This window comes from Streptomyces sp. ISL-66, assembly GCF_018614135.1.
Lineage (GTDB): Bacteria > Actinomycetota > Actinomycetes > Streptomycetales > Streptomycetaceae > Streptomyces.
Genome location: NZ_JAGGOW010000122.1, coordinates 1 through 18,199 on the forward strand (window position 1 = coordinate 1; position 18,199 = coordinate 18,199).

The window sequence follows — 18,199 nt, forward strand, 5'->3', positions numbered from 1 at the left end:
TGCGCCTCATGGACGCCCTCATGGGGGTCAAACGCGGAGTCCCCGGAGCCGCCCTCCCGGAGCTCAAGCAGCGCCGGGTGAAGTCCGCGGCCGCCACCGCGGTCCTGGAGCCCGAGCCCGAGGTGCCCGCCCGCTCCGATGTCGCCGCCGACAACGCCGTCCCCGCGCCGCCGTTCTGGGGCAGCCGGGTGGTCAAGGGGATCGGCCTCAAGGAGTACGCGTCCTGGCTCGACGAGGACGCGCTGTTCAAGGGCCAGTGGGGGCTGAAGCAGGCCCGCGGCGGGCCCTCGTACGAGGAACTGGTGGAGAGCGAGGGCCGGCCGCGCCTGCGCGGGCTCCTCGACAAGCTCCAGACGGAGAACCTCCTGGAAGCCGCCGTGGTGCACGGCTACTACCCGTGCGTCTCCAAGGGTGACGACCTGATCCTCCTCGACGACACGGGCGCGGAGCTGACCCGCTTCTCCTTCCCCCGGCAGCCGCGCGGAAGGTTCCTGTGCCTCTCGGACTTCTTCAAGTCCGAGGAGTCCGGGGAGACCGATGTGATCGGCCTCCAGATCGTCACCGTCGGCTCCAGGATCGGCGAGGCCACGGCGAAGCTGTTCGCATCCGACTCCTACCGCGACTATCTCGAACTGCACGGCCTGTCCGTGCAGTTGGCGGAGGCGCTCGCCGAGTACTGGCACGCACGGGTGCGCTCCGAGCTGGGCATCGCCGGACGGGATCCGCACTCGCTCGACGGCATGCTGCGCACCGACTACCAGGGCTGCCGCTACTCCTTCGGCTACCCGGCCTGTCCCAACCTGGAGGACCGCGCCAAGATCGCCGAGCTGCTGCGGCCCGAGCGGATCGGCGTCCACCTCTCCGAGGAGTTCCAGTTGCACCCGGAGCAGTCCACCGACGCCATCGTCGTCCACCACCCCGAAGCCGGCTACTTCAACGCCGGAGGCCGACGATGAGCACGCTGCGCGACACCCTCCTGCGGGGCGACCGGTCGTTCTCCTTCGAGTTCTTCCCGCCCAAGACGGCCGCCGGCGAACGCACCCTGTGGGACGCCCTGCGCCGGGTGGAGTCCCTCACCCCGACGTTCGTCTCCGTCACGTACGGGGCCGGCGGCTCCTCGCGCGACCGTACCGTCGAGATCACCCAGCGGATCGCCGCGCAGACCACGCTGCGCCCGGTCGCCCACCTGACCGCGGTCGGCCACTCCGTCGCCGAACTGCGCCGGATCATCGGCCAGTACGCCGACGCGGGCGTCCGCGACGTCCTCGCCCTGCGCGGGGACCCGCCGGGCGATCCGCGCGGCCCGTGGGTACCGCACCCGCGGGGGCTGCGGTACGCCCACGAGCTGGTCTCCCTGATCCGGGAGCTGGGGGACTTCAGCGTGGGCGTGGCGGCCTTCCCCGAGCGCCACCCCCGCTCCGCGGACTGGGACGCGGAGGTGCGCCACTTCGTCGAGAAGTGCCGGGCCGGCGCGGACTACGCCGTCACCCAGATGTTCTTCGACGTCGAGGACTACCTGAGGTTCCGGGACCGGGTCGTGGCCGCCGGCTGCGACACCCCGGTGATCCCGGAGATCATGCCCGCCACCGACGTCCGCCAGATCCGCCGGTTCGCGGAGCTCAGCGACGCCGCCTTCCCCGAGGACCTCGCGCACCGGCTCGAAGCCGCCCGCGATGATCCGGCCGCCTCACACCGCATCGGGGTCGAGTACGCCGCGGCCATGGCCGAGCGGCTGCTGGCGGAAGGCGCCCCCGGGCTGCACTACATCACCCTCAACCGTTCCACGGCGAGCCTCGATATCCATCGTCAGATACAGAGCAGGAGTTGGCATGTCCGCTGAGCGGTTCTCCGATTTCAAGGTCGCCGACCTTTCCCTCGCGGCCTTCGGGCGCAAGGAGATCACCCTCGCCGAGCACGAGATGCCCGGCCTGATGTCGATCCGCCGGGAGTACGCGGCCGCCCAGCCGCTGGCCGGCGCGCGGATCACCGGTTCGCTGCACATGACCGTGCAGACCGCCGTCCTGATCGAGACCCTGGTCGCCCTCGGCGCCCGGGTCCGCTGGGTCTCCTGCAACATCTTCTCCACCCAGGACCACGCGGCCGCCGCCATCGCCGCCGCCGGCATCCCGGTCTTCGCCTGGAAGGGCGAGACGCTGGAGGAGTACTGGTGGTGCACCGAGCAGGCGCTGACCTGGCCGGACGCCGCAGGCCCCAACATGATCCTGGACGACGGCGGTGACGCCACCCTGCTGGTCCACAAGGGCGTCGAGTACGAGAAGGCCGGGAAGGTCCCGGACCCCTCGACCGCGGAGAACCACGAGATGCGCGTGGTCCTGGAGCTGCTGCACCGCACGTCCCTGAAGTGGGGCGCGATGGCCTCGGAGATCCGCGGCGTCAGCGAGGAGACCACGACGGGTGTGCACCGCCTGTACGAGATGCAGCAGTCCGGCTCGCTGCTGTTCCCGGCGATCAACGTGAACGACGCCGTGACGAAGTCGAAGTTCGACAACAAGTACGGTTGCCGCCACTCGCTCATCGACGGCATCAACCGCGCCACGGACGTGCTGATCGGTGGCAAGGTCGCGGTCGTCTGCGGCTACGGCGACGTCGGCAAGGGATCAGCGGAGTCCCTGCGCGGCCAGGGCGCCCGCGTCATCGTCACCGAGATCGACCCGATCTGCGCGCTCCAGGCGGCCATGGACGGGTACCAGGTCGCCACGCTCGACGACGTCGTGGAGATCGCCGACATCTTCATCACCACGACCGGCAACAAGGACATCATCATGGCCTCCGACATGGCCAAGATGAAGCACCAGGCCATCGTCGGGAACATCGGCCACTTCGACAACGAGATCGACATGGACGGCCTCGCGAAGATCGAGGGCATCGTCAAGGACGAGGTCAAGCCGCAGGTCCACACCTGGAAGTTCCCCAACGGCAAGGTCCTCATCGTCCTGTCCGAGGGCCGCCTGCTGAACCTGGGCAACGCGACGGGCCACCCGTCCTTCGTGATGTCGAACTCCTTCGCGGACCAGACCCTGGCCCAGATCGAGCTCTTCACCAAGCCAGCCGAGTACCCCACCGACGTCTACGTGCTCCCCAAGCACCTCGACGAGAAGGTGGCCCGCCTCCACCTCGACGCCCTCGGGGTGAAGCTGACGACCCTGCGCCCCGAGCAGGCCTCGTACATCGGCGTGGACGTGGACGGTCCCTACAAGCCCGACCACTACCGCTACTGACGCCGCCCGTGCGCGTGCCCGTGCCGACCGCGGGCGCCGGCGCCGAGGCGCCTTCCACTCTTCCTCGATCGGGCTGCGACCTGCCGCCCGCACCCTGACCGCATGGTCCGCAAGTCTGTGCAGAGGGGGGATCGGTGTGTCCCGTAAGCAGCAGCACACGCCCGTACTGGTGGTAGGTGCCGGGCTGGCGGGGCTGTCCACGGCCCTGTTCCTGGCCTGGCACGAGGTTCCCGCCCTGGTGGTGGAACGCCACCGGGGCATGTCCCCGCATCCCCGGGCCCGGGGAATCAATCCCCGGGCCATGGAGCTGATGCGCTCGGTCGGCCTCGAGGAGGAGGTGCGCGCCACCGAGTCGGCGCGGGCCCTGGCCGGCAACAGCGGCGTGTACGCCGCGCAGTCGCTCGCCGGGCACCAGCTCGGCGCGCTCCACGAGCAGTACTTCATGGACGTCAGGACCGACCTGAGCGGGCTGACGCCGACCGGCTGGTGCCTGTGCCACCAGGACGAGTTCGAACCGGTGATCCGGCGCCGCGCCGAGGAGCTCGGCTCCCGGTTCCGCTACGGCACCGAGCTGGTCTCCTTCCGCCAGGAGGAGGGCGAGCACGGCATCACCGCCGAGCTGCGCGACCGGGACACCGGGGAGACCAGCGTGGTCACCGCCGACTACCTGGTCGCGGCCGACGGGCCGGGCAGCCCGATCCGCACACGGCTGGGCATCGGGGTGGAAGGGCCGGGCACGACCGGGCACTTCCTGAACATCCACTTCGAGGCGGACCTCACCGAGCAGCTCGGCGAGCGCCGGTTCATCATGTGCTACACGTTCAACGACGCCGTCCGCGGTGCACTGATGCCCCTGGACAACGAGCGGCGCTGGCTGCTCCACGTGGGCTTCGATCCGGGGGCCGAGGACCCGGAGTCGTTCACCGAGGAGCGCTGCCGGGACCTGGTGCGGGCCGCCGCGGGCGTGCCCGACCTGGACGTCAAGGTCATCGGCGCCATGCCGTGGGAGGCCGCGGGCCGCTGGGCCGCCTCGTTCGGCTCCGGCCGGGTGTTCGTGATCGGTGACGCGGCCCACGTCATGCCGCCCAGCGGGGCCTTCGGCTCCAACACGGGTGTGCAGGACGCACACAACCTGGCGTGGAAGCTGGCCGCGGTCCTCTCCGGCCAGGCCGGTCCGGGACTGCTGGACAGCTACGACGCCGAGCGCCGGCCGGTCGGCGCGGCCACCGTGGAGCAGGCCGTGCTGCGCTCGAAGGACCGGCCGAGGCTCGCCGACAAGGAGCCCGCGCCGAGCAACCCGGCGATCCACGCCGACACCGAGATCTGGTTCGGCGGACAGTACCGCTCCGGCGCCGTGGTCGCGCCGGGCGGGGACGGTGCCCCGGAAGGGGTGTGGAACCCCCTGCCGGGCGGGCGGCCCGGTACGCGCGCCCCGCACGTGGTCCTGGAGCGGGCCGGCCGTCCCGTCTCGGCCATCGATCTCTTCACCAAGAACCTGGTGCTCCTCGCCGGCGCCGACGCGCAGGCGTGGGCGGGCGCCGGCCGGGCCTCGGCCCGCCTGCTCGGCGTCACCCTCGACGTGCTCCGGTTCGGCGAGGACGGCCTGACCGACCCGGACGGCTCCTGGAACGCGGCCTACGGGGTCGGCCCGCGGGGCGCCGTCCTGGTCCGCCCCGACGGGGTGGTGGCCTGGCGTTCGGCGGGGCCGCACCCCCAAGCGGCCGAGGCGTTCGCCGGCGTACTGGCCCACGTGCTCGCCCGCTAGCCGACACCGACGGCCAGCACCCAACAGCCCGACCGACGCGATGGAGTGAGCATGTCTGGAATTACCGGCTGGGTGGACTTCGCCCGGGATCTCACCCGGGAGCGCAGCACCATCCTGGCCATGACCTCGACGATGGCCCTGCGCGGGCCGGACGGCGAAGGCGTCTGGGTGGCGCCGCGGGTGGGTCTCGGACACCGCCGCCTCGCGGTCTTCGACCTCGAGGACGGGCGGCAGCCGGTCGCCGTGGAGCACGACGGCCGGACGATAGCCGTGGCCGCCCACAGCGGCTCGATCCTCAACCACGAGGAGCTGCGCGCGGAACTGTCCTCGCGCGGCCACCGCTTCCGTGCGGGCGGTGACACCGAGACCCTGCTGCACGCCTTCCTCGAGTGGGGTCCGGCGGCCGCGGAGCGGCTGGAGGGCACCTTCGCGGGCGTGGTGTGGGACGCCAGGTCCGAGGAACTGTTCCTGGTCCGCGACCGGCTCGGCGTCGAGCCGCTCTTCTACTACCCCACGGCCACCGGCGTCGTGTTCGGCTCCGAGGCGAAGGCGATCCTCGCCCATCCCCTGGTGGAGCCGGAGGTGGACGCGGACGGCCTGCGGGAGATCTTCACGTACTCGGGTACCCCGCACGTCTCCCCCTTCCGCGGCATGCACCGGCTGCGGGCCGGCCACCACCTGGTGGTCCGGCGCGGGGGCATCACGAAGACCCAGTGGTGGGAGGTCTCGGCGGCGGAGCACACCGACGGCCTCGACGTCACGGTGGACACCATCCGCGGGCTCCTCGAGGAGAGCATCACCCGCAACCTGCGCACCGAGGCCCCGGTCGGCTCGCTGCTCTCCGGCGGCCTGGACTCCAGCGGGGTCGTCGGCCTCGCCGACGCCGAGCTGCGCAAGTCCGGCAAGCGCATCCGCACCTTCACCGTGGACTTCGCGCAGCACGCGGAGAACTTCCAGGCGACCGACACCCGTCAGTCGCCCGACGCGCCGTACGCGGCCGACGTGGTGCGCCACCTCGGTACGGACCACACGGACGTGGTGCTCGACCCCTCCGAGCTGAGCGACGCGGTGGCGCGCTGGTCGGTGCTGCGGGCCAAGGACTACCCGACTCCGCTCGGCGACATGAACACCTCGCTGTACCTGCTGGCGCAGGCGGTGGCACAGCGCGAGACGAAGGTGGTCCTCACCGGTGAGGCCGCCGACTCGCTCTTCCACGGCGTCGCCTGGAACCGGGACCCGGTCGAGAGCACGATGGACACCTTCCCCTGGGTCGCCCGCGGCGTGGTCCGCGACGACGCGGCGGGCCTGGGCTGCGGACTCTTCGGGGACTCGCTGCTCAAGGATCTGGCCCCGCTGGAGTACGCGGCCCAGCGCTACCGGGAGTCCGTCTCCGAGGCCCCCCACCTGCCGGGGATGTCGGACCAGGAGAAGCACATGCGCGAGCTGTGCTGGGTGCACCTGACCAACTTCATGGAGAACCAGAACGGCCACACCGAGCGGCTGTTCAAGGCCGTGGGCCTCGAGGTGCGGATGCCGTACTGCGACCACCGGCTCGTGCAGTACGCGTACAACCTGCCCTGGGACATGCAGAACTTCGACGGCCGCGAGAAGAGCCTGCTGCGCGCCGCCGTACGGCACGTCCTGCCGCAGAGCGTCATCGACCGGCGCAAGACGCCGTATCCGGTGACCCTCGACCCGGGCTACGAGAAGGCGCTGCGCACGGAGATGCGCGCGCTGCTCGCCGACACCGACGCCCCGGTGCAGCCGCTGCTCGACCGGGCCGCGGTGCAGGCCACGCTGGACGACCCGGACGGGCTGAGCCGTTGGGCCAAGCGTGCCAACGTCGAGCTGCCGATCCAGCTGAACACCTGGCTGCGCAAGTACGGCATCCGGCTCGTGCTCTGATCCGCGCCCGCCCCGTACGCCGATGGCGGCCGTCCCCGGAAGGGGCGGCCGCCATCGGCGTCTTCGAAGGGGGTCAGTGGCCGGCGTGGTCGGCGGTGACGGTCCGCGGCGCGCTGCCCTCCGTACCTGGTTCCACGACGGTGAACTGGCCCATCATTCCCTGGTCCTCGTGGAACAGCACGTGGCAGTGGTACATGTACGGCTTCTGCGGATCGGTGAGGGTGTCGAAGCGGACGGCGAGCCGGATCGTGCCGAACTCCGGCAGGTAGACGGTGTCCTTGGGACCCTGGACGTAGGCGGGCGGCTTGCGGGCGTTCACGTCGATGACGTTGAAGGTCGCGCCGTGCAGGTGGAAGGCGTGGATCCAGGTGTCGCCGCGGTCGATCTCCCAGATCTCGGTGGCGCCCGCCGGCACCACCTCGTCGACGCGGGTCATGTCCATGGTCTTGCCGTTGATCTGGAAGCCGACGAAGTCGAACTTCCTGACCTTCGCGCCGTCGGGCGCCGCGATGGGCTCCGGTGCCCCGTCCACGCGGGTGGGCAGGTCCGGGGAGCCGGCGAGGGTCGGCGCGGCCCTCAGTTCGAGGAGGTCGAAGGTGTCGTCGCTGCCCATGAAGCGGTCGGTGGGGAAGCCGAATCCCAGCTCGGGCGGGAAGCTGCGCAGGACCGCCTTCTCGCCGGGCTTGAAGGCCACGACGATCTCGGCCCGCTCACCGGGGCCCAGCAGCAGGCGGGTCATGGCCTGGGGGCGCTTGAGCAGTCCGTTGTCGACGGCGACCAGGTGGAAGCTGCGGTCGTCGGGGAAGCCGATGCGGTAGACGCGGGCGTTGGAGCCGTTGAGCAGCCGGAAGCGCACCTTGCCGGTGGTGACGGCGAAGTGCGGGTCGTAGGTGCCGTTGACCAGGATGGTGTCGCCGAGGAGACCGATGTTGTCGACGCCGGCGATCGAGGACCGCAGGTGGGTCTCGGTGAAGTCGAGGGATCCGTCGTCGTGGAAGTTCTTGTCCTGGATCACCAGGGGTATGTCGTCGACGCCGTACGTGGAGGGCAGGCCCGCCCGGTCCGACGCGTCGTCGTCGAGGATGATCATCCCGGCCACGCCCCGGTACACGTGGCTGCCCGTGGCTCCGTGCGGGTGCGGGTGGTACCAGAGGGTCGAGGCGGGCTGGCGCACGGTCCACTCGGGGCGCCAGGTCCCGCCGGCGGGGATCATCTGGTGCGGTCCGCCGTCCATCGAGGCGGGCAGGTGCATGCCGTGCCAGTGCAGGGTGGTCGCCTCGGGCAGTCGGTTGTGGACCTCCATCGCCACGAGGTCGCCGCGGCGGGCCCGCAGGGTGGGGGCGAGGTACGTTCCGTTCGCGCCCCAGGTGGCGGTCTTCTTGCCGGGGAGCAGCTCGCTGGTGCCCGGGGCGAGGTCGAGCCTGTAGGTGCGGCGGCCGCCGGCGGGCTCGGGGTGGAGCAGCTCGGGGATCCGGAGCGGGTTCGCGAAGTCGAGGTCTCCGACGTTGCTGCGCTCGTAGTCCTGGTAGACCCACAGGAAGTTCCCGCCGTAGCCGGCCCCCGCGACCAGGGCCGCGCCTCCCACGGTGAGGAAGAGCCGGCGGCGTACGGGTCGTTGGGAAGGCTTCATGGTGCATCCTCGCAAGTTGCCACTCGGTCTTCCCATGGTTGCGCCCCGCTCCTCGAGTGCGGCTCGCGAGCCGCTGGAGCGGGGCGGACACCCCGGTACGGGACCGGGCGGGCGGTCACCGGCCGGTGGGCTCGAGCCGGAACACCACCTCGGTCACGTCCATCGCGCCGCTGCGCCGGTACGGCTTGAGTTTCTGGCGGTGCAGGGTGTGGCGCGCGCTGACCTCGAAGTCGCGGAACTCCTTCTCGGTGGTCCACTCGGTGAAGACGAAGTAGAGGCCGACGGCCTCGTTCGACTTCACCAGCGTCTGGCCGAGGTTGGCGGGCTCGGTGGCGATGGCTTCGCCGATGGTCAGCCAGACCTTCTCGAAGTCGGCCGCCATCTCCGGGAAGACCTCCATGCGGAGGATCACCCGGATCGGGGCGCTCTGCCCCGGTGCGGCGCCGTCGGCGGACGTGGTCTCGGTGGCGGTGGCGGTGGCGGTGGTCATGGCGGTGGCGGTGGTCATGAGTTCCCCTTGTCCGCGGGCGGCTGGTCCAGCCGGAGAACCCGCTTGATCATGCTGCGCAGCACGTTCCGGGTGAAGATCGGCGCTTCGGCGCAGCGCCAGGCGACGACCCCGTCGGGGCGCACCAGTACGGCGCCCTGGGCGGTGACCCCGTACAGCTCGGGCCAGCGGTCGTCGAGGTCGTCCAGATCGACGCCCATGCCGTACAGCGAGAGCGGTGTTCCGAGCTCGGCCGCGACGGACCGGCCGGCCTCCAGCCAGGGCCGGTTGTCCGGGCCGGTGAGCAGCACCATCGACCGGCCGAAGAGGTCCAGTACGGAGATCTCCGAGCCGCCGTAGCGCAGCCGCAGGTGGGGGGCGCGGCAGCCGGGGCGGCCGTCGTTCTCCGCCGCCCACACCCCGAATCCCGGCAGGGTCCCCTCGTCCCAGGGCATCACGGCGGCGGAGCGGTAGCGGGCGGCGCGCCAGACCAGCGGGTCCTCCGCGATGTCGGGGGAGGCCGGCTCGGGGGACTGCTTGATGAGGCGGCGGCGGTCCTGGGAGCGCAGCACGGCCTGCTCGACCGTGGCCGCGCAGACGGGCCGGCGCTCCTCGTCGTACGTCTCCAGCAGGTCGGGATCGGCCCAGCCGTTGAGGACGGCCGCGATCTTCCAGGCCAGGTTGTGCCCGTCCAGTACGCCGGTGCCGGCGTCGAACCCGCCGCTGGGCGGCATCACGTGGGCGGCGTCGCCCACGAGGAAGACCCGGCCGTCGGAGAACCGGCCCGCGGTCCTGGCCTCGCCCGCCCAGGCGTTGACCTGGAGGACGTCCGGGTCGAGGTGGCGCACTCCGGTCGCGGCCCGGATCAGCTCCGCACAGCGCTCCGGGGTGAAGGACTCCAGCGGCTCCTTCCGCGGGTCGTGCTTGACGTGCAGCAGCCAGTCCTCGGAGTTGTCGAGCGGCATGAGGGAGCCGTGCAGCAGCGGGTTCACCGTGTAGCACATGATGAACTTGCGGCCGCGGGTCTCGTTCTGGAGGTTGGCGATGAAGCGGACCGTGACGAAGTGGCCCAGCGTGTGGCCCTCGAAGGGGATGCCGAGCCGGCTGCGCACCTGGCCGTCGGTGCCGCCGGCGTCGACCAGGTAGCAGGCTTTGATCTGCCGCTGCTCGCCCGTCTCGGGGTCCCGTACGAGTGCGGTGACCTCGTCGACGCCGGGGCCGCCCTGGTCGAAGGAGACGAGCTCGCTGTGGATCTCCACGAGGAGGCCGAGGTGCTCCGCGCGCTCGCGCAGCACCGACTCCAGCTCCCGTTCGTCGGCCAGGCACCAGCTGGTCGGTGACAGCGTGCCCGGTTCGGCGTGCACGTCCAGGAGGTACTTCTCGTCGATCGTGCTGAGGTCCCAGCCGGTGAGGGTGTCCGCGAGGGCGATCCCGTTGTTCTCCTCGAGCGCCTTCGCGGAGGGCAGCCGCCGGATCTTCTCCTCCAGGCCGAGGGAGCGCAGGAGCTCCATGGCCCGGGGGTGGACACCGAGGATGCGCGGCGGCCGCAGGCGCTCGCGCACCCCTTCCAGCAGCAGGCAGTCCACTCCTTGCTCGGCGAGGAACAGGGCCGTCGCCAACCCGGCCAGTCCTCCGCCGGCCACCAGGACATCCGTGTTACGGAGCGCACTGCGGCCTGTACCGCGCACTGTCCTCACATCCCTTCTGTTGCTAGGAGCGGTGCTCCACCAGCACGGCGGCGTCCTTGTTGCCGTCGCCTTCCGCCACGACCGACGCGAACTGCTCGCGCACGAGGTCCAGTACGGGCATCCGGGTGCCGTATTCGGCGGCCGCCTCGATGGCGATCCGGATGTCCTTCTCCATCAGCTCCGACCGGAAGAAGGCCGGCTCGTAGCTGCGCTTGAGCATCAGGTGGGCGCGGAACCGCATGACCATGGAGCTGAACCCGCTCTGCGAGACGACGCCGATGAGCTGGTCGCGGTCGAGTCCGGCGGAGGTGCCGTACGCGATGGCCTCGGCGAGCGAGGCGACCTGGGCGCCGAGCAGCAGGTTGAGGATCAGCTTCATGGCGGCCGCGTTGCCGGGGGCACCGACGTGGGTGACCTCGCTGCCGATCTCCTCCAGGACCGGGCGCACCTCGTAGAGGTCCGCCGGGTCGCCGGAGACGTACACCCGCAGTTCGCCCTTGCGGGCCTGGAGCGGGTTGCCTACGACGCAGGCCTCGACGCGGCGCAGGCCCTTGTCCGCGAGGCGGGTGGCGGCCTCGCGGGCGTAGGCCGGGGAGACGGTCGAGGTGTCGACGATGACGGTGCCGGGAGCCAGTACGGGCACCACCCGGCCGAACAGGATCTCCTCGACGGCCTTCTCGTCGCTGAGGCTGAGCATGACGATGCCGTGGCCGGCGGCGGCGCGCTCGGGGGCGTCGGCCAGCTTGGCGCCCGCCGCGACGAGCGCGGCCGCCTTGCTCGCGGTCCGGTTGTAGACGGTCAGGGCGTACCCGGACTCCACCAGGCGGCCGGCCATGCCGCCGCCCATGTTGCCGAGGCCGATGAAAGCCAACTGTCGGTTGGTCATGGGGAGTTCTCTTTCCTTCCGGTCCGGCTGCCGGTTCGGGAGTCCGGGGTACAGGCTTCGGGGCTGCCTTGCGTGGAGGACGGGACCCGGAGGCCGTCAGTAGGCCGCGTCGACCTCGTAGAGGGCGAACGGGGCGCTCGTACGGGTGTCGCGGAACGGTCGCAGCGGGGCGGTGTCCTCGCGGTGCTCCGCCCCCTCCTCCCAGGTCCGGAAGGCCGCCATGGACTCCCAGCGGCTGACCACGACGAGCGCGGTGGGGTCCGCGGGGGACCGCAGCAGCTCGTTGCCGAGCATGCCGGGGACCACCGCGAGCCGCTTGCTGACCAGGTGGTACGCGTCCCGAACGGCGGCCAGCTGCTCTTCGTCGTGGGCCGCCTGGTAGACCAGGACCCTTACCTCACCGGGCATCGGCTGCCGCCTTGCCCTCGATGGTGGTGAGCACCTCCATGACGTGGAAGGAGCCGCCCTTGCGGAAGGGGTGCAGGGTCGCCCGGTGTTCGAGGTGCGCGGGGCTCTCCTCGAACTCGCGGAAGCGCGGCTCGTCCGTCCAGTCGCTGATGATCACGAAGATGGTCTTGCCGCCGGCCGTGCGCTCGTCCTCGCGGGCCAGGGACTGGCCGAGGTTCGCCGGGTGGCCGGTGACCGCCTCGGTGCCCTCCAGCCAGGCCCTCTGGAAATCGGCCTCCTTGCCGGGCTCGATCTCCATGCGGAGCATCACGCGGAAGGCCATCAGGAGATACCTCCGTCGACGCCGATCGTGTTGCCGGTGACGTAGCGGGACAGGTCGCTGGCGAGCCACAGGATGGCGCCGGCCACCTCGTCGGGGGTGCCGAGCCGGCCGAGCGCGGTCTTCGCGCCGTACCGCTCCGACATCAGCTTCTGCTGCTCGGGCGGCATCGCGAAGAAGTTCTCGGTCTCGATGACGCCGAGTGCGACCACGTTGAAGCGGATGCCCTGCGGGCCGAACTCCTTGGCCAGCGAGCGGTTCAGGCCCACGAGCGCGGCCTTCGTGGTGGTGTAGTGCGCGCGCAGCGGGATGCCGGCATCGACGGCGCGGGAGCCGATCGAGACGACCGAGGAGCCCTCGCCGAGCAGCGGCAGCGCGTTCTGGATGACCAGGTGGGCGCCGGTGATGTTGGTGGCGAGGATCCGGTTCCACTCGTCGAGCGGAAGGTCCTTGTACGGGATGTGGCTGATCGCGCCGGCGTTGTTGACCAGCAGGTCGAGGCGGCCGCCGGTCAGCTCGCCGACCTGCCGCAGCAGGCCCGCGATCTCCTCGGGCTGGGAGAGGTCGGCGCGCAGCACGTGGTGGGTGCCGCCGATCTCCTTCAGCTCGTTCTCCAGGGAGGTGACGAACTCGCTCTCGCGCTGGTAGCAGGTGATGACGTCGACACCGGCGCGGGCGAGCGCCAGTACGACGCCCCGCCCGACACCGCGGGTGCCGCCGGTGACCAGGGCCTTTTTACCCCGGAGTTCGAGGTCCATGGGTGTTCCTCCGTGAAGTCGCGTGATGAGGGTCGCGTGAGGGGGGAAGGCGTGGCGGCACTCAGAGCAGGAAGCCGAGTGCCGTGCAGTTGACGACGAGCGCGGCGATGGTGAGCCAGCTGCGCCGGCGGTTCCAGGCGCCCCAGACCGGCCGGGGGTCGCGTTCGGCGAAGTCGCTCGGCAGGTTGTCCGGGTCGAGGGTGCGCATCCACCGGTTGACGGGGACGTTCTTGACGACGGAGATGCCGGCCGTCACCGCGGCGAGCAGGGCCGCCACGGCGAACAGGGTCCGCGCCCCGGCCACCGGCGCGCCGACCGCCAGCACCACGTCACAGGCGATGGTGCCCAGCAGGCAGATGGGCATCGCCGGGTCGTAGCGCGTACCGAAGAACGCGTGCGCGTTGACGTAGCGGTCCGCGGGCAGCGAGGCCAGGTAGGGGAAGCCTCCGAGCTGGGTGCCGAAGAGGACTCCGGCGGCCAGCCCGTTGACCAGCAGGAGCAACGGGGCGATGAAGGTCAGCACCACCGGCTCCTCAGCGGACGAGGGTGCGGGCCTGTGCTTCGACCCGCTCCTTGATGAGTTCCATCTGGATCTTGGTGTTGCGGTTCAGGTGCTCCGTCATGGCGTCGTCCGTGGCCGGGGCCCCGGGCTTCATGTGGAAGTCCTGGATCCAGCGCATCCGCACGCCGCCGGCGGGCTCCTGCGTGTACTCCCACCGGATGTTCATGAACTCGAACGGGCCGGTCTCCACGCGCTCCGCCCGGACCGTGCGGGCGGCGGTGTCGCGGGTGCGGCGGGAGACCCAGCTCCAGACGTTGCCGTCCTCGTCGGGATGCATCGTGAGGCGGAAGACGACCGTGTCACCCTCCTGTTCGAGCACCTGCGCGGTGGCGTACTCGCTGAACAGGTTCGGCCAGTTCGGGACGTCGTTGGTGATGTCCCAGACGACGTCCAGGGGGGCGTCTATGACGATGAAGTTGTCGGTGTGTCCAGCCACGGTTCGGTGCTCCTCGATGGGTCGGCTCGGTTCGTTTCTTCAGGCGTGTCGGCCGTGTGGGGGGAGGTGCGGCGGCCCGCTCAGCGGCCGAGGACCAGGGCGGAGGTGAATCCCCCGTGGCCACGGGCCAGGACCAGCGCGTGACGCATGGACTGCTCCCGGGGAGCGCCGGTGACCAGGTCGATCTCGTAGCCGGGTGCGAGCGCGCGGACGTGGGCGGTGTGGGGGATCACGCCTTCGCGCAGGGACAGCAGGGCGGTGGCGACGTCGAGCGGCGCGCCTCCGCCGTAGAGCCGGCCGGTGAGCGTCTTCGGCGCGGTGACCGGGACGCCCCGGGGGCCGAAGATCTCGGTGAGGGTCCGTGCTTCGTCGCGGTCGTCCGCGGGGACGCCCGCGGCGTCGGCGAAGACGACGTCGATGTCGGCCGGGGTGAGGCCGGCGTCGGCGATGGCCGCCTCGGCGGTACGGCGCAGCGCGCGCGGGCGGCCGGATTCTGGGGCCGGGTCGAAGCCCGAGGCGTATCCGAGGACGCGGCCGTAGTTCTGCGCTCCGCGCTCCTCGGCGGCCTCGGCGCTCTCCAGTACGAGGATCGCGCCGCCCTCTCCGGGCAGGTAGCCGGAGGCCTCCGCGTCGAACGGCACGTAGGCGCGGTCCGGGTCGGCGACCGTGGAGAGCTTGCCGGTGGTGAGCTGCGCGGTCAGGGCGTACGGGCACAGCGAGGCGTCCGTACCGCCGGTGACGACGAGCCGGGAGCCCTTGCGGGTGAGGCGCCGGGCCTGGCCGATGGCGTCGAGTCCGCCGGCCTGCTCGCCCGCGAGCACTCCGCACGGGCCGCGCATCTTGTGCTTGATGGACACCTGGCCGGTGGTCGCCGCGTAGAACCAGGCGATCGACTGGTAGGCGCCGACCCAGGTGGGGTCGTTCTGGTAGAGCGCGGTCATCTCCTTCTGGCCGAACTCCGTACCGCCGGAGGACGAGGAGGTGACGACGGCCATCTCGTACTCGGGGATGGCGCTCAGGTCGGCGCCCGAGTCCTCGAGCGCCGCCTCGCTGGCGGCCAGGGCGAGATGGGTCCAGTGGTCGGTCTGGGAGATGAGCCGGTTCGGCTTGACGGATTCCTGGGCGCTGAAGCCCGGTACCTGTCCGGCGTGCCGCACCGGGTAGCTCGACGGGTCGAACCGGCCGATGCGGTCGATCCCCGACTTGCCGGCGAGGACCGAGGTCCAGTGGGCTTCGACGCCGACACCGGTGGGAGCGAAGATCCCGAGTCCGGTGATCACCGGGGGGCGGTGGTCGGAGGAGGGGGCCATCATCAGCTCCTTCCGGCCGCGGCCGCGGCGGAACCGGGGCGCGCGAGCAGCATGGCCGTCTGGAAGCCGCCGAAGCCGCTGCCGACGCTGAGGACGACGTCCATGGAGTGGTCGCGGGCCGTGATCGGGACGTAGTCCAGATCGCAGAGCGGGTCCTTGGTCGTCAGGTTGGCGGTGGGCGGGACGACCTGCCGGTCGAGCGCCAGCGCGCTGGCGGCCACCTCGATGGAGCCGATGGCCCCCAGCGAGTGGCCGACCATGGACTTGATCGAGCTGACCGGGATGTCGTAGGCGTGGTTGCCCAGGCTCCGCTTGAACGCGGCGGTCTCGTGCCGGTCGTTCTGCAGGGTCCCGGAGCCGTGCGCGTTGATGTAGCCCACGGCGGTCGGGTCGATCTTGGCCTGGTCCAGGGCGACGCCGATGGCCTCGGCCATCTCGCGCCCGTCGGGCTTGAGACCGGTCATGTGGTACGCGTTGCTGCGTCCGGCGAAGCCGACGATCTCGGCGTAGATGCGGGCGCCGCGGGCGATGGCCGCCTCGCGCTCCTCGATGACCATGACCGCGGAGCCCTCGGCGAGCACGAAGCCGTCGCGCGTCCCGTCGAAGGGACGCGAGGCGTGCGCCGGGTCGTCGTTGTTCGCCGTGGTCGCCTTGATCGCGTCGAAACAGGCCGAGGTGATCGGCGAGATCGGTGCGTCGGTGGCGCCGGCGATGGCGACGTCCGCCGAACCCTCCTCGATGAGCTGGACGGCGTGCCCGATGGAGTCCAGGCCCGAGGTGCAGCCGGTGGAGACCAGCGCGACCGGGCCCTCGGCCCCGACCTCCCAGGCGACCTCGGCCGCCAGGGTGGAGGGGATCATGTAGCCGTACAGGTGCGGGACGCCGTACTCGTGGTCGACGAGCCACTTGCGGCCGCTGTCGGAGAGGGTGACGTACTCCTCCTCCAGGCCCATCGTGCAGCCGACGGCCGAGCCGATGGAGACGGTGAGCCGCTCGGGGGCGAGCGCGGAGAGCTCGATCCCGCTGTCCGCCACCGCTTCCCGGGCGGAGACCACGGCGAACTGCGCGGCGCGGTCCATCCGGCGGATCTGGCGCGGGGTCAGTCCCGCGAGGGCCGGGTCGAAGTCGACCTCGGCCGCGACCTGCGAGCGGAACGCGCCCGCGTCGAACAGGGAGATCCGCCGCGTCGCGGTACGCCCCTCGGACAGCGTCCCCCAGAACGCCTCACGGCCCACCCCGCCCGGCACGACCGTGCCGATGCCGGTGATGACGGCCCGTCGGGTCACTTGGCACCGCCGACATCGGGGTTGGCCTGCTCGGGGCGCTGGGCGACCTCGGTGTCGACGTGGCCGTACTCGGGGCTCGGCGCGAGCGGGGAGAGGTGGAAGGCGCAACGGGCGGTCGCGTCGCCCACGTTGACCAGGCGGTGGCGCACGCCGATGGGGACCAGCAGCGAGTCGCCGGCGCCGAGGGTGACCTTCTGGCCGTCCAGCGTCATTTCGAGGGTGCCGTCGATGACGTGCAGGAACTCCTCGGAGTACGGGTGGTAGTGCTCGGTGATCCAGTCGGCCGGGTCGAGGGTCATGACCCCGCCGAAGCCGGAGGTGCAGCCGACCGTCTTGGGGCTGAGGGTGACACGGATGTCACCACCGCGCTTGGTGTTGGCCTCGACCTCTTCCGAGGTCACCTTCACAGTGCGGGAAATGGCGGTGGTCACTTGATCCGCCCTCCGTCCTTGGTCCAGATGTAGAAGGGCTCGGCCATCGCGTCCTTGGGCTCTTTCCAGTCCGGGTCGTAAGGTTCGACGCACTGGGCGAGCTTGGTGTTGATGTCGTCGTAGAGCGGGTGGCTCCGAGCGCGGTAGAGGTTCGCGTTGATGTCCTCGTCTGCCTCCACCAGGTGGAAGTACAGGCCGTGGAACTTGAAGAGCGTGCGACGGCTGACACCGATCAGGTGCGGCAGTTCGGAGTCGTCCGACTCGCCGAAGATCTTCGCGATGTCTTCGGTCTTGTCCGGCCGCAGCTTGGCGACGATCAGAGTGCGATGCACGGTGGTCCCTCCCGAGGAGTCGGTGTCTGCGGGACGGAAGGTCTCACCGCGATCTGGAGGAAGGCTTGATACCGCCTCCAGCGCCGCTGCAGTGCCCCGCGGCGAGCGGGCCGCGAGCCGGCCGCGAGCGCCCCCGGGTCAGCTGCGTGCGGACCGACCACCAAAGCGGAGGATTTCGCATGCCGTTCGCAGCGATCACGTACGACGTCAAGCCGGGCTACGAGGCGGAGCTCACCGAGATCTTCCGCGGCTTCAAGCGGGTCAAGGGCAACCGGGTCGAGGACGAGTCGGGGGCGGAGGCCGGCACGCTGCTCGCCACCGCCGTGTTCCTGCGCGACGACACCCTGGTGCGGGTCATCGAGTACACGGGCGACCTGGATGCCGTGGCCCGTCACATGGCCGTGCAGCCGGGTGTGGTCGACTTCGAGGAGTCGATCAAGCCGTACCTCAGCAAGCCGCGCGAGACCGACACCCCCGAGGGCTTCGTGGCGACCTTCAAGCGCAGCCTGCTGACCACGGTCGTGCAGTTCTCCAGCCGGGACCTGCCGGCCGCCGTCTGACCGGGGCGGCCTCCTGCGCTGCGCGTCCTCGTCGGGCGCGCGGCGACGGCGCGGTGAACACCAGCGCCACGACCGACAGGACGGTGCGCAGGTAGTGGAATTTGCGCCAGAGCGGGCGGGGATCCTCCCAGTCGGCGGGTATGACCGCGGGATCGGTGATCGCCTTGACCCGGCGGTTGATCGGCACGTTGCACAGG

At 71.0% G+C, this 18,199-nt stretch carries 19 protein-coding genes; 6 read left to right on the forward strand and 13 right to left on the reverse strand.

Features of this window, described 5'->3' with window-relative positions; all coding sequences use genetic code 11:
- From J7E97_RS23235 to asnB, 5 genes are all read left to right on the forward strand, one after another.
- A partial coding sequence (locus tag J7E97_RS23235) for a vitamin B12 dependent-methionine synthase activation domain-containing protein (protein ID WP_285428561.1) occupies window positions 1–956 on the forward strand: 956 nt, incomplete at its 5' end.
- Window positions 953–1,840: a methylenetetrahydrofolate reductase [NAD(P)H] gene (gene metF / locus J7E97_RS23240; RefSeq protein WP_215030556.1), complete on the forward strand. Its 888-nt coding sequence runs from the start codon at window positions 953–955 to the stop codon at window positions 1,838–1,840. The genes J7E97_RS23235 and metF, both read left to right, overlap by 4 nt.
- On the forward strand, window positions 1,830–3,239 hold the full coding sequence (gene ahcY, locus J7E97_RS23245) for an adenosylhomocysteinase (protein WP_215030557.1): 1,410 nt from the start codon (window positions 1,830–1,832) through the stop codon (window positions 3,237–3,239). The genes metF and ahcY overlap by 11 nt, the downstream gene beginning before the upstream one ends.
- A gap of 136 nt (window positions 3,240–3,375) precedes the next feature.
- Window positions 3,376–5,004 (forward strand): FAD-dependent monooxygenase, encoded by a 1,629-nt coding sequence (locus J7E97_RS23250; RefSeq protein WP_308346728.1) that lies wholly within the window; start codon window positions 3,376–3,378, stop codon window positions 5,002–5,004.
- Window positions 5,005–5,055: 51 nt separating this feature from the next.
- The gene (gene asnB, locus J7E97_RS23255) at window positions 5,056–6,909 is read left to right on the forward strand and encodes an asparagine synthase (glutamine-hydrolyzing) (RefSeq protein ID WP_215030559.1); all 1,854 of its coding nucleotides are present in this window, start codon (window positions 5,056–5,058) and stop codon (window positions 6,907–6,909) included.
- Window positions 6,910–6,982: 73 nt separating this feature from the next.
- On the opposite strand, the gene J7E97_RS23260 is transcribed toward asnB, so the two are convergent.
- The 13 genes from J7E97_RS23260 to J7E97_RS23320 all read right to left on the reverse strand — a co-directional run bounded on the left by J7E97_RS23260 (window position 6,983) and on the right by J7E97_RS23320 (window position 17,442).
- Window positions 6,983–8,539, reverse strand: a complete 1,557-nt coding sequence (locus J7E97_RS23260; protein WP_215030561.1) for a multicopper oxidase family protein — start codon at window positions 8,537–8,539, stop codon at window positions 6,983–6,985.
- Window positions 8,540–8,654: 115 nt separating this feature from the next.
- Window positions 8,655–9,047 carry an antibiotic biosynthesis monooxygenase gene (locus J7E97_RS23265; protein WP_251055010.1) on the reverse strand — a complete coding sequence of 131 codons (393 nt, stop codon included), beginning with the start codon at window positions 9,045–9,047 and terminating at the stop codon, window positions 8,655–8,657.
- Window positions 9,044–10,669, reverse strand: coding sequence for an FAD-dependent monooxygenase (locus J7E97_RS23270; RefSeq protein WP_215030562.1), 1,626 nt, complete (start codon window positions 10,667–10,669; stop codon window positions 9,044–9,046). Before J7E97_RS23270 ends, J7E97_RS23265 begins: the two co-directional genes overlap by 4 nt.
- 67 nt (window positions 10,670–10,736) lie before the next feature.
- Complete coding sequence (locus tag J7E97_RS23275; RefSeq protein ID WP_215030563.1) at window positions 10,737–11,600, reverse strand: NAD(P)-dependent oxidoreductase; 864 nt, start codon at window positions 11,598–11,600, stop codon at window positions 10,737–10,739.
- A gap of 96 nt (window positions 11,601–11,696) precedes the next feature.
- The gene (locus J7E97_RS23280; RefSeq protein WP_215030565.1) at window positions 11,697–12,008 is read right to left on the reverse strand and encodes an antibiotic biosynthesis monooxygenase; all 312 of its coding nucleotides are present in this window, start codon (window positions 12,006–12,008) and stop codon (window positions 11,697–11,699) included.
- Window positions 11,998–12,330, reverse strand: a complete 333-nt coding sequence (locus tag J7E97_RS23285; RefSeq protein WP_215030566.1) for an antibiotic biosynthesis monooxygenase — start codon at window positions 12,328–12,330, stop codon at window positions 11,998–12,000. The genes J7E97_RS23280 and J7E97_RS23285 overlap by 11 nt, the downstream gene beginning before the upstream one ends.
- Window positions 12,330–13,085: an SDR family NAD(P)-dependent oxidoreductase gene (locus J7E97_RS23290; RefSeq protein WP_215030567.1), complete on the reverse strand. Its 756-nt coding sequence runs from the start codon at window positions 13,083–13,085 to the stop codon at window positions 12,330–12,332. Before J7E97_RS23290 ends, J7E97_RS23285 begins: the two co-directional genes overlap by 1 nt.
- A gap of 61 nt (window positions 13,086–13,146) precedes the next feature.
- The gene (locus tag J7E97_RS23295) at window positions 13,147–13,608 is read right to left on the reverse strand and encodes an anthrone oxygenase family protein (RefSeq protein ID WP_215030568.1); all 462 of its coding nucleotides are present in this window, start codon (window positions 13,606–13,608) and stop codon (window positions 13,147–13,149) included.
- A gap of 10 nt (window positions 13,609–13,618) precedes the next feature.
- Window positions 13,619–14,083 carry an SRPBCC family protein gene (locus J7E97_RS23300; protein ID WP_215030569.1) on the reverse strand — a complete coding sequence of 155 codons (465 nt, stop codon included), beginning with the start codon at window positions 14,081–14,083 and terminating at the stop codon, window positions 13,619–13,621.
- Window positions 14,084–14,163: 80 nt separating this feature from the next.
- Complete coding sequence (locus tag J7E97_RS23305; protein WP_285428565.1) at window positions 14,164–15,393, reverse strand: ketosynthase chain-length factor; 1,230 nt, start codon at window positions 15,391–15,393, stop codon at window positions 14,164–14,166.
- Between the two features lie 2 nt (window positions 15,394–15,395).
- On the reverse strand, window positions 15,396–16,679 hold the full coding sequence (locus J7E97_RS23310; RefSeq protein ID WP_215030572.1) for a beta-ketoacyl synthase: 1,284 nt from the start codon (window positions 16,677–16,679) through the stop codon (window positions 15,396–15,398).
- Complete coding sequence (locus tag J7E97_RS23315; RefSeq protein ID WP_215030574.1) at window positions 16,676–17,110, reverse strand: cupin domain-containing protein; 435 nt, start codon at window positions 17,108–17,110, stop codon at window positions 16,676–16,678. The genes J7E97_RS23310 and J7E97_RS23315 overlap by 4 nt, the downstream gene beginning before the upstream one ends.
- Window positions 17,107–17,442 (reverse strand): TcmI family type II polyketide cyclase, encoded by a 336-nt coding sequence (locus J7E97_RS23320; protein WP_215030575.1) that lies wholly within the window; start codon window positions 17,440–17,442, stop codon window positions 17,107–17,109. The genes J7E97_RS23315 and J7E97_RS23320 overlap by 4 nt, the downstream gene beginning before the upstream one ends.
- A 179-nt stretch (window positions 17,443–17,621) precedes the next feature.
- Between J7E97_RS23320 and J7E97_RS23325 the strand changes: the two genes are divergently transcribed.
- Entirely contained in the window at window positions 17,622–18,002 is a 381-nt protein-coding gene (locus J7E97_RS23325) for a SchA/CurD-like domain-containing protein (protein WP_215030577.1), read from the forward strand.
- The last annotated feature ends 197 nt before the right edge of the window (window positions 18,003–18,199 follow it).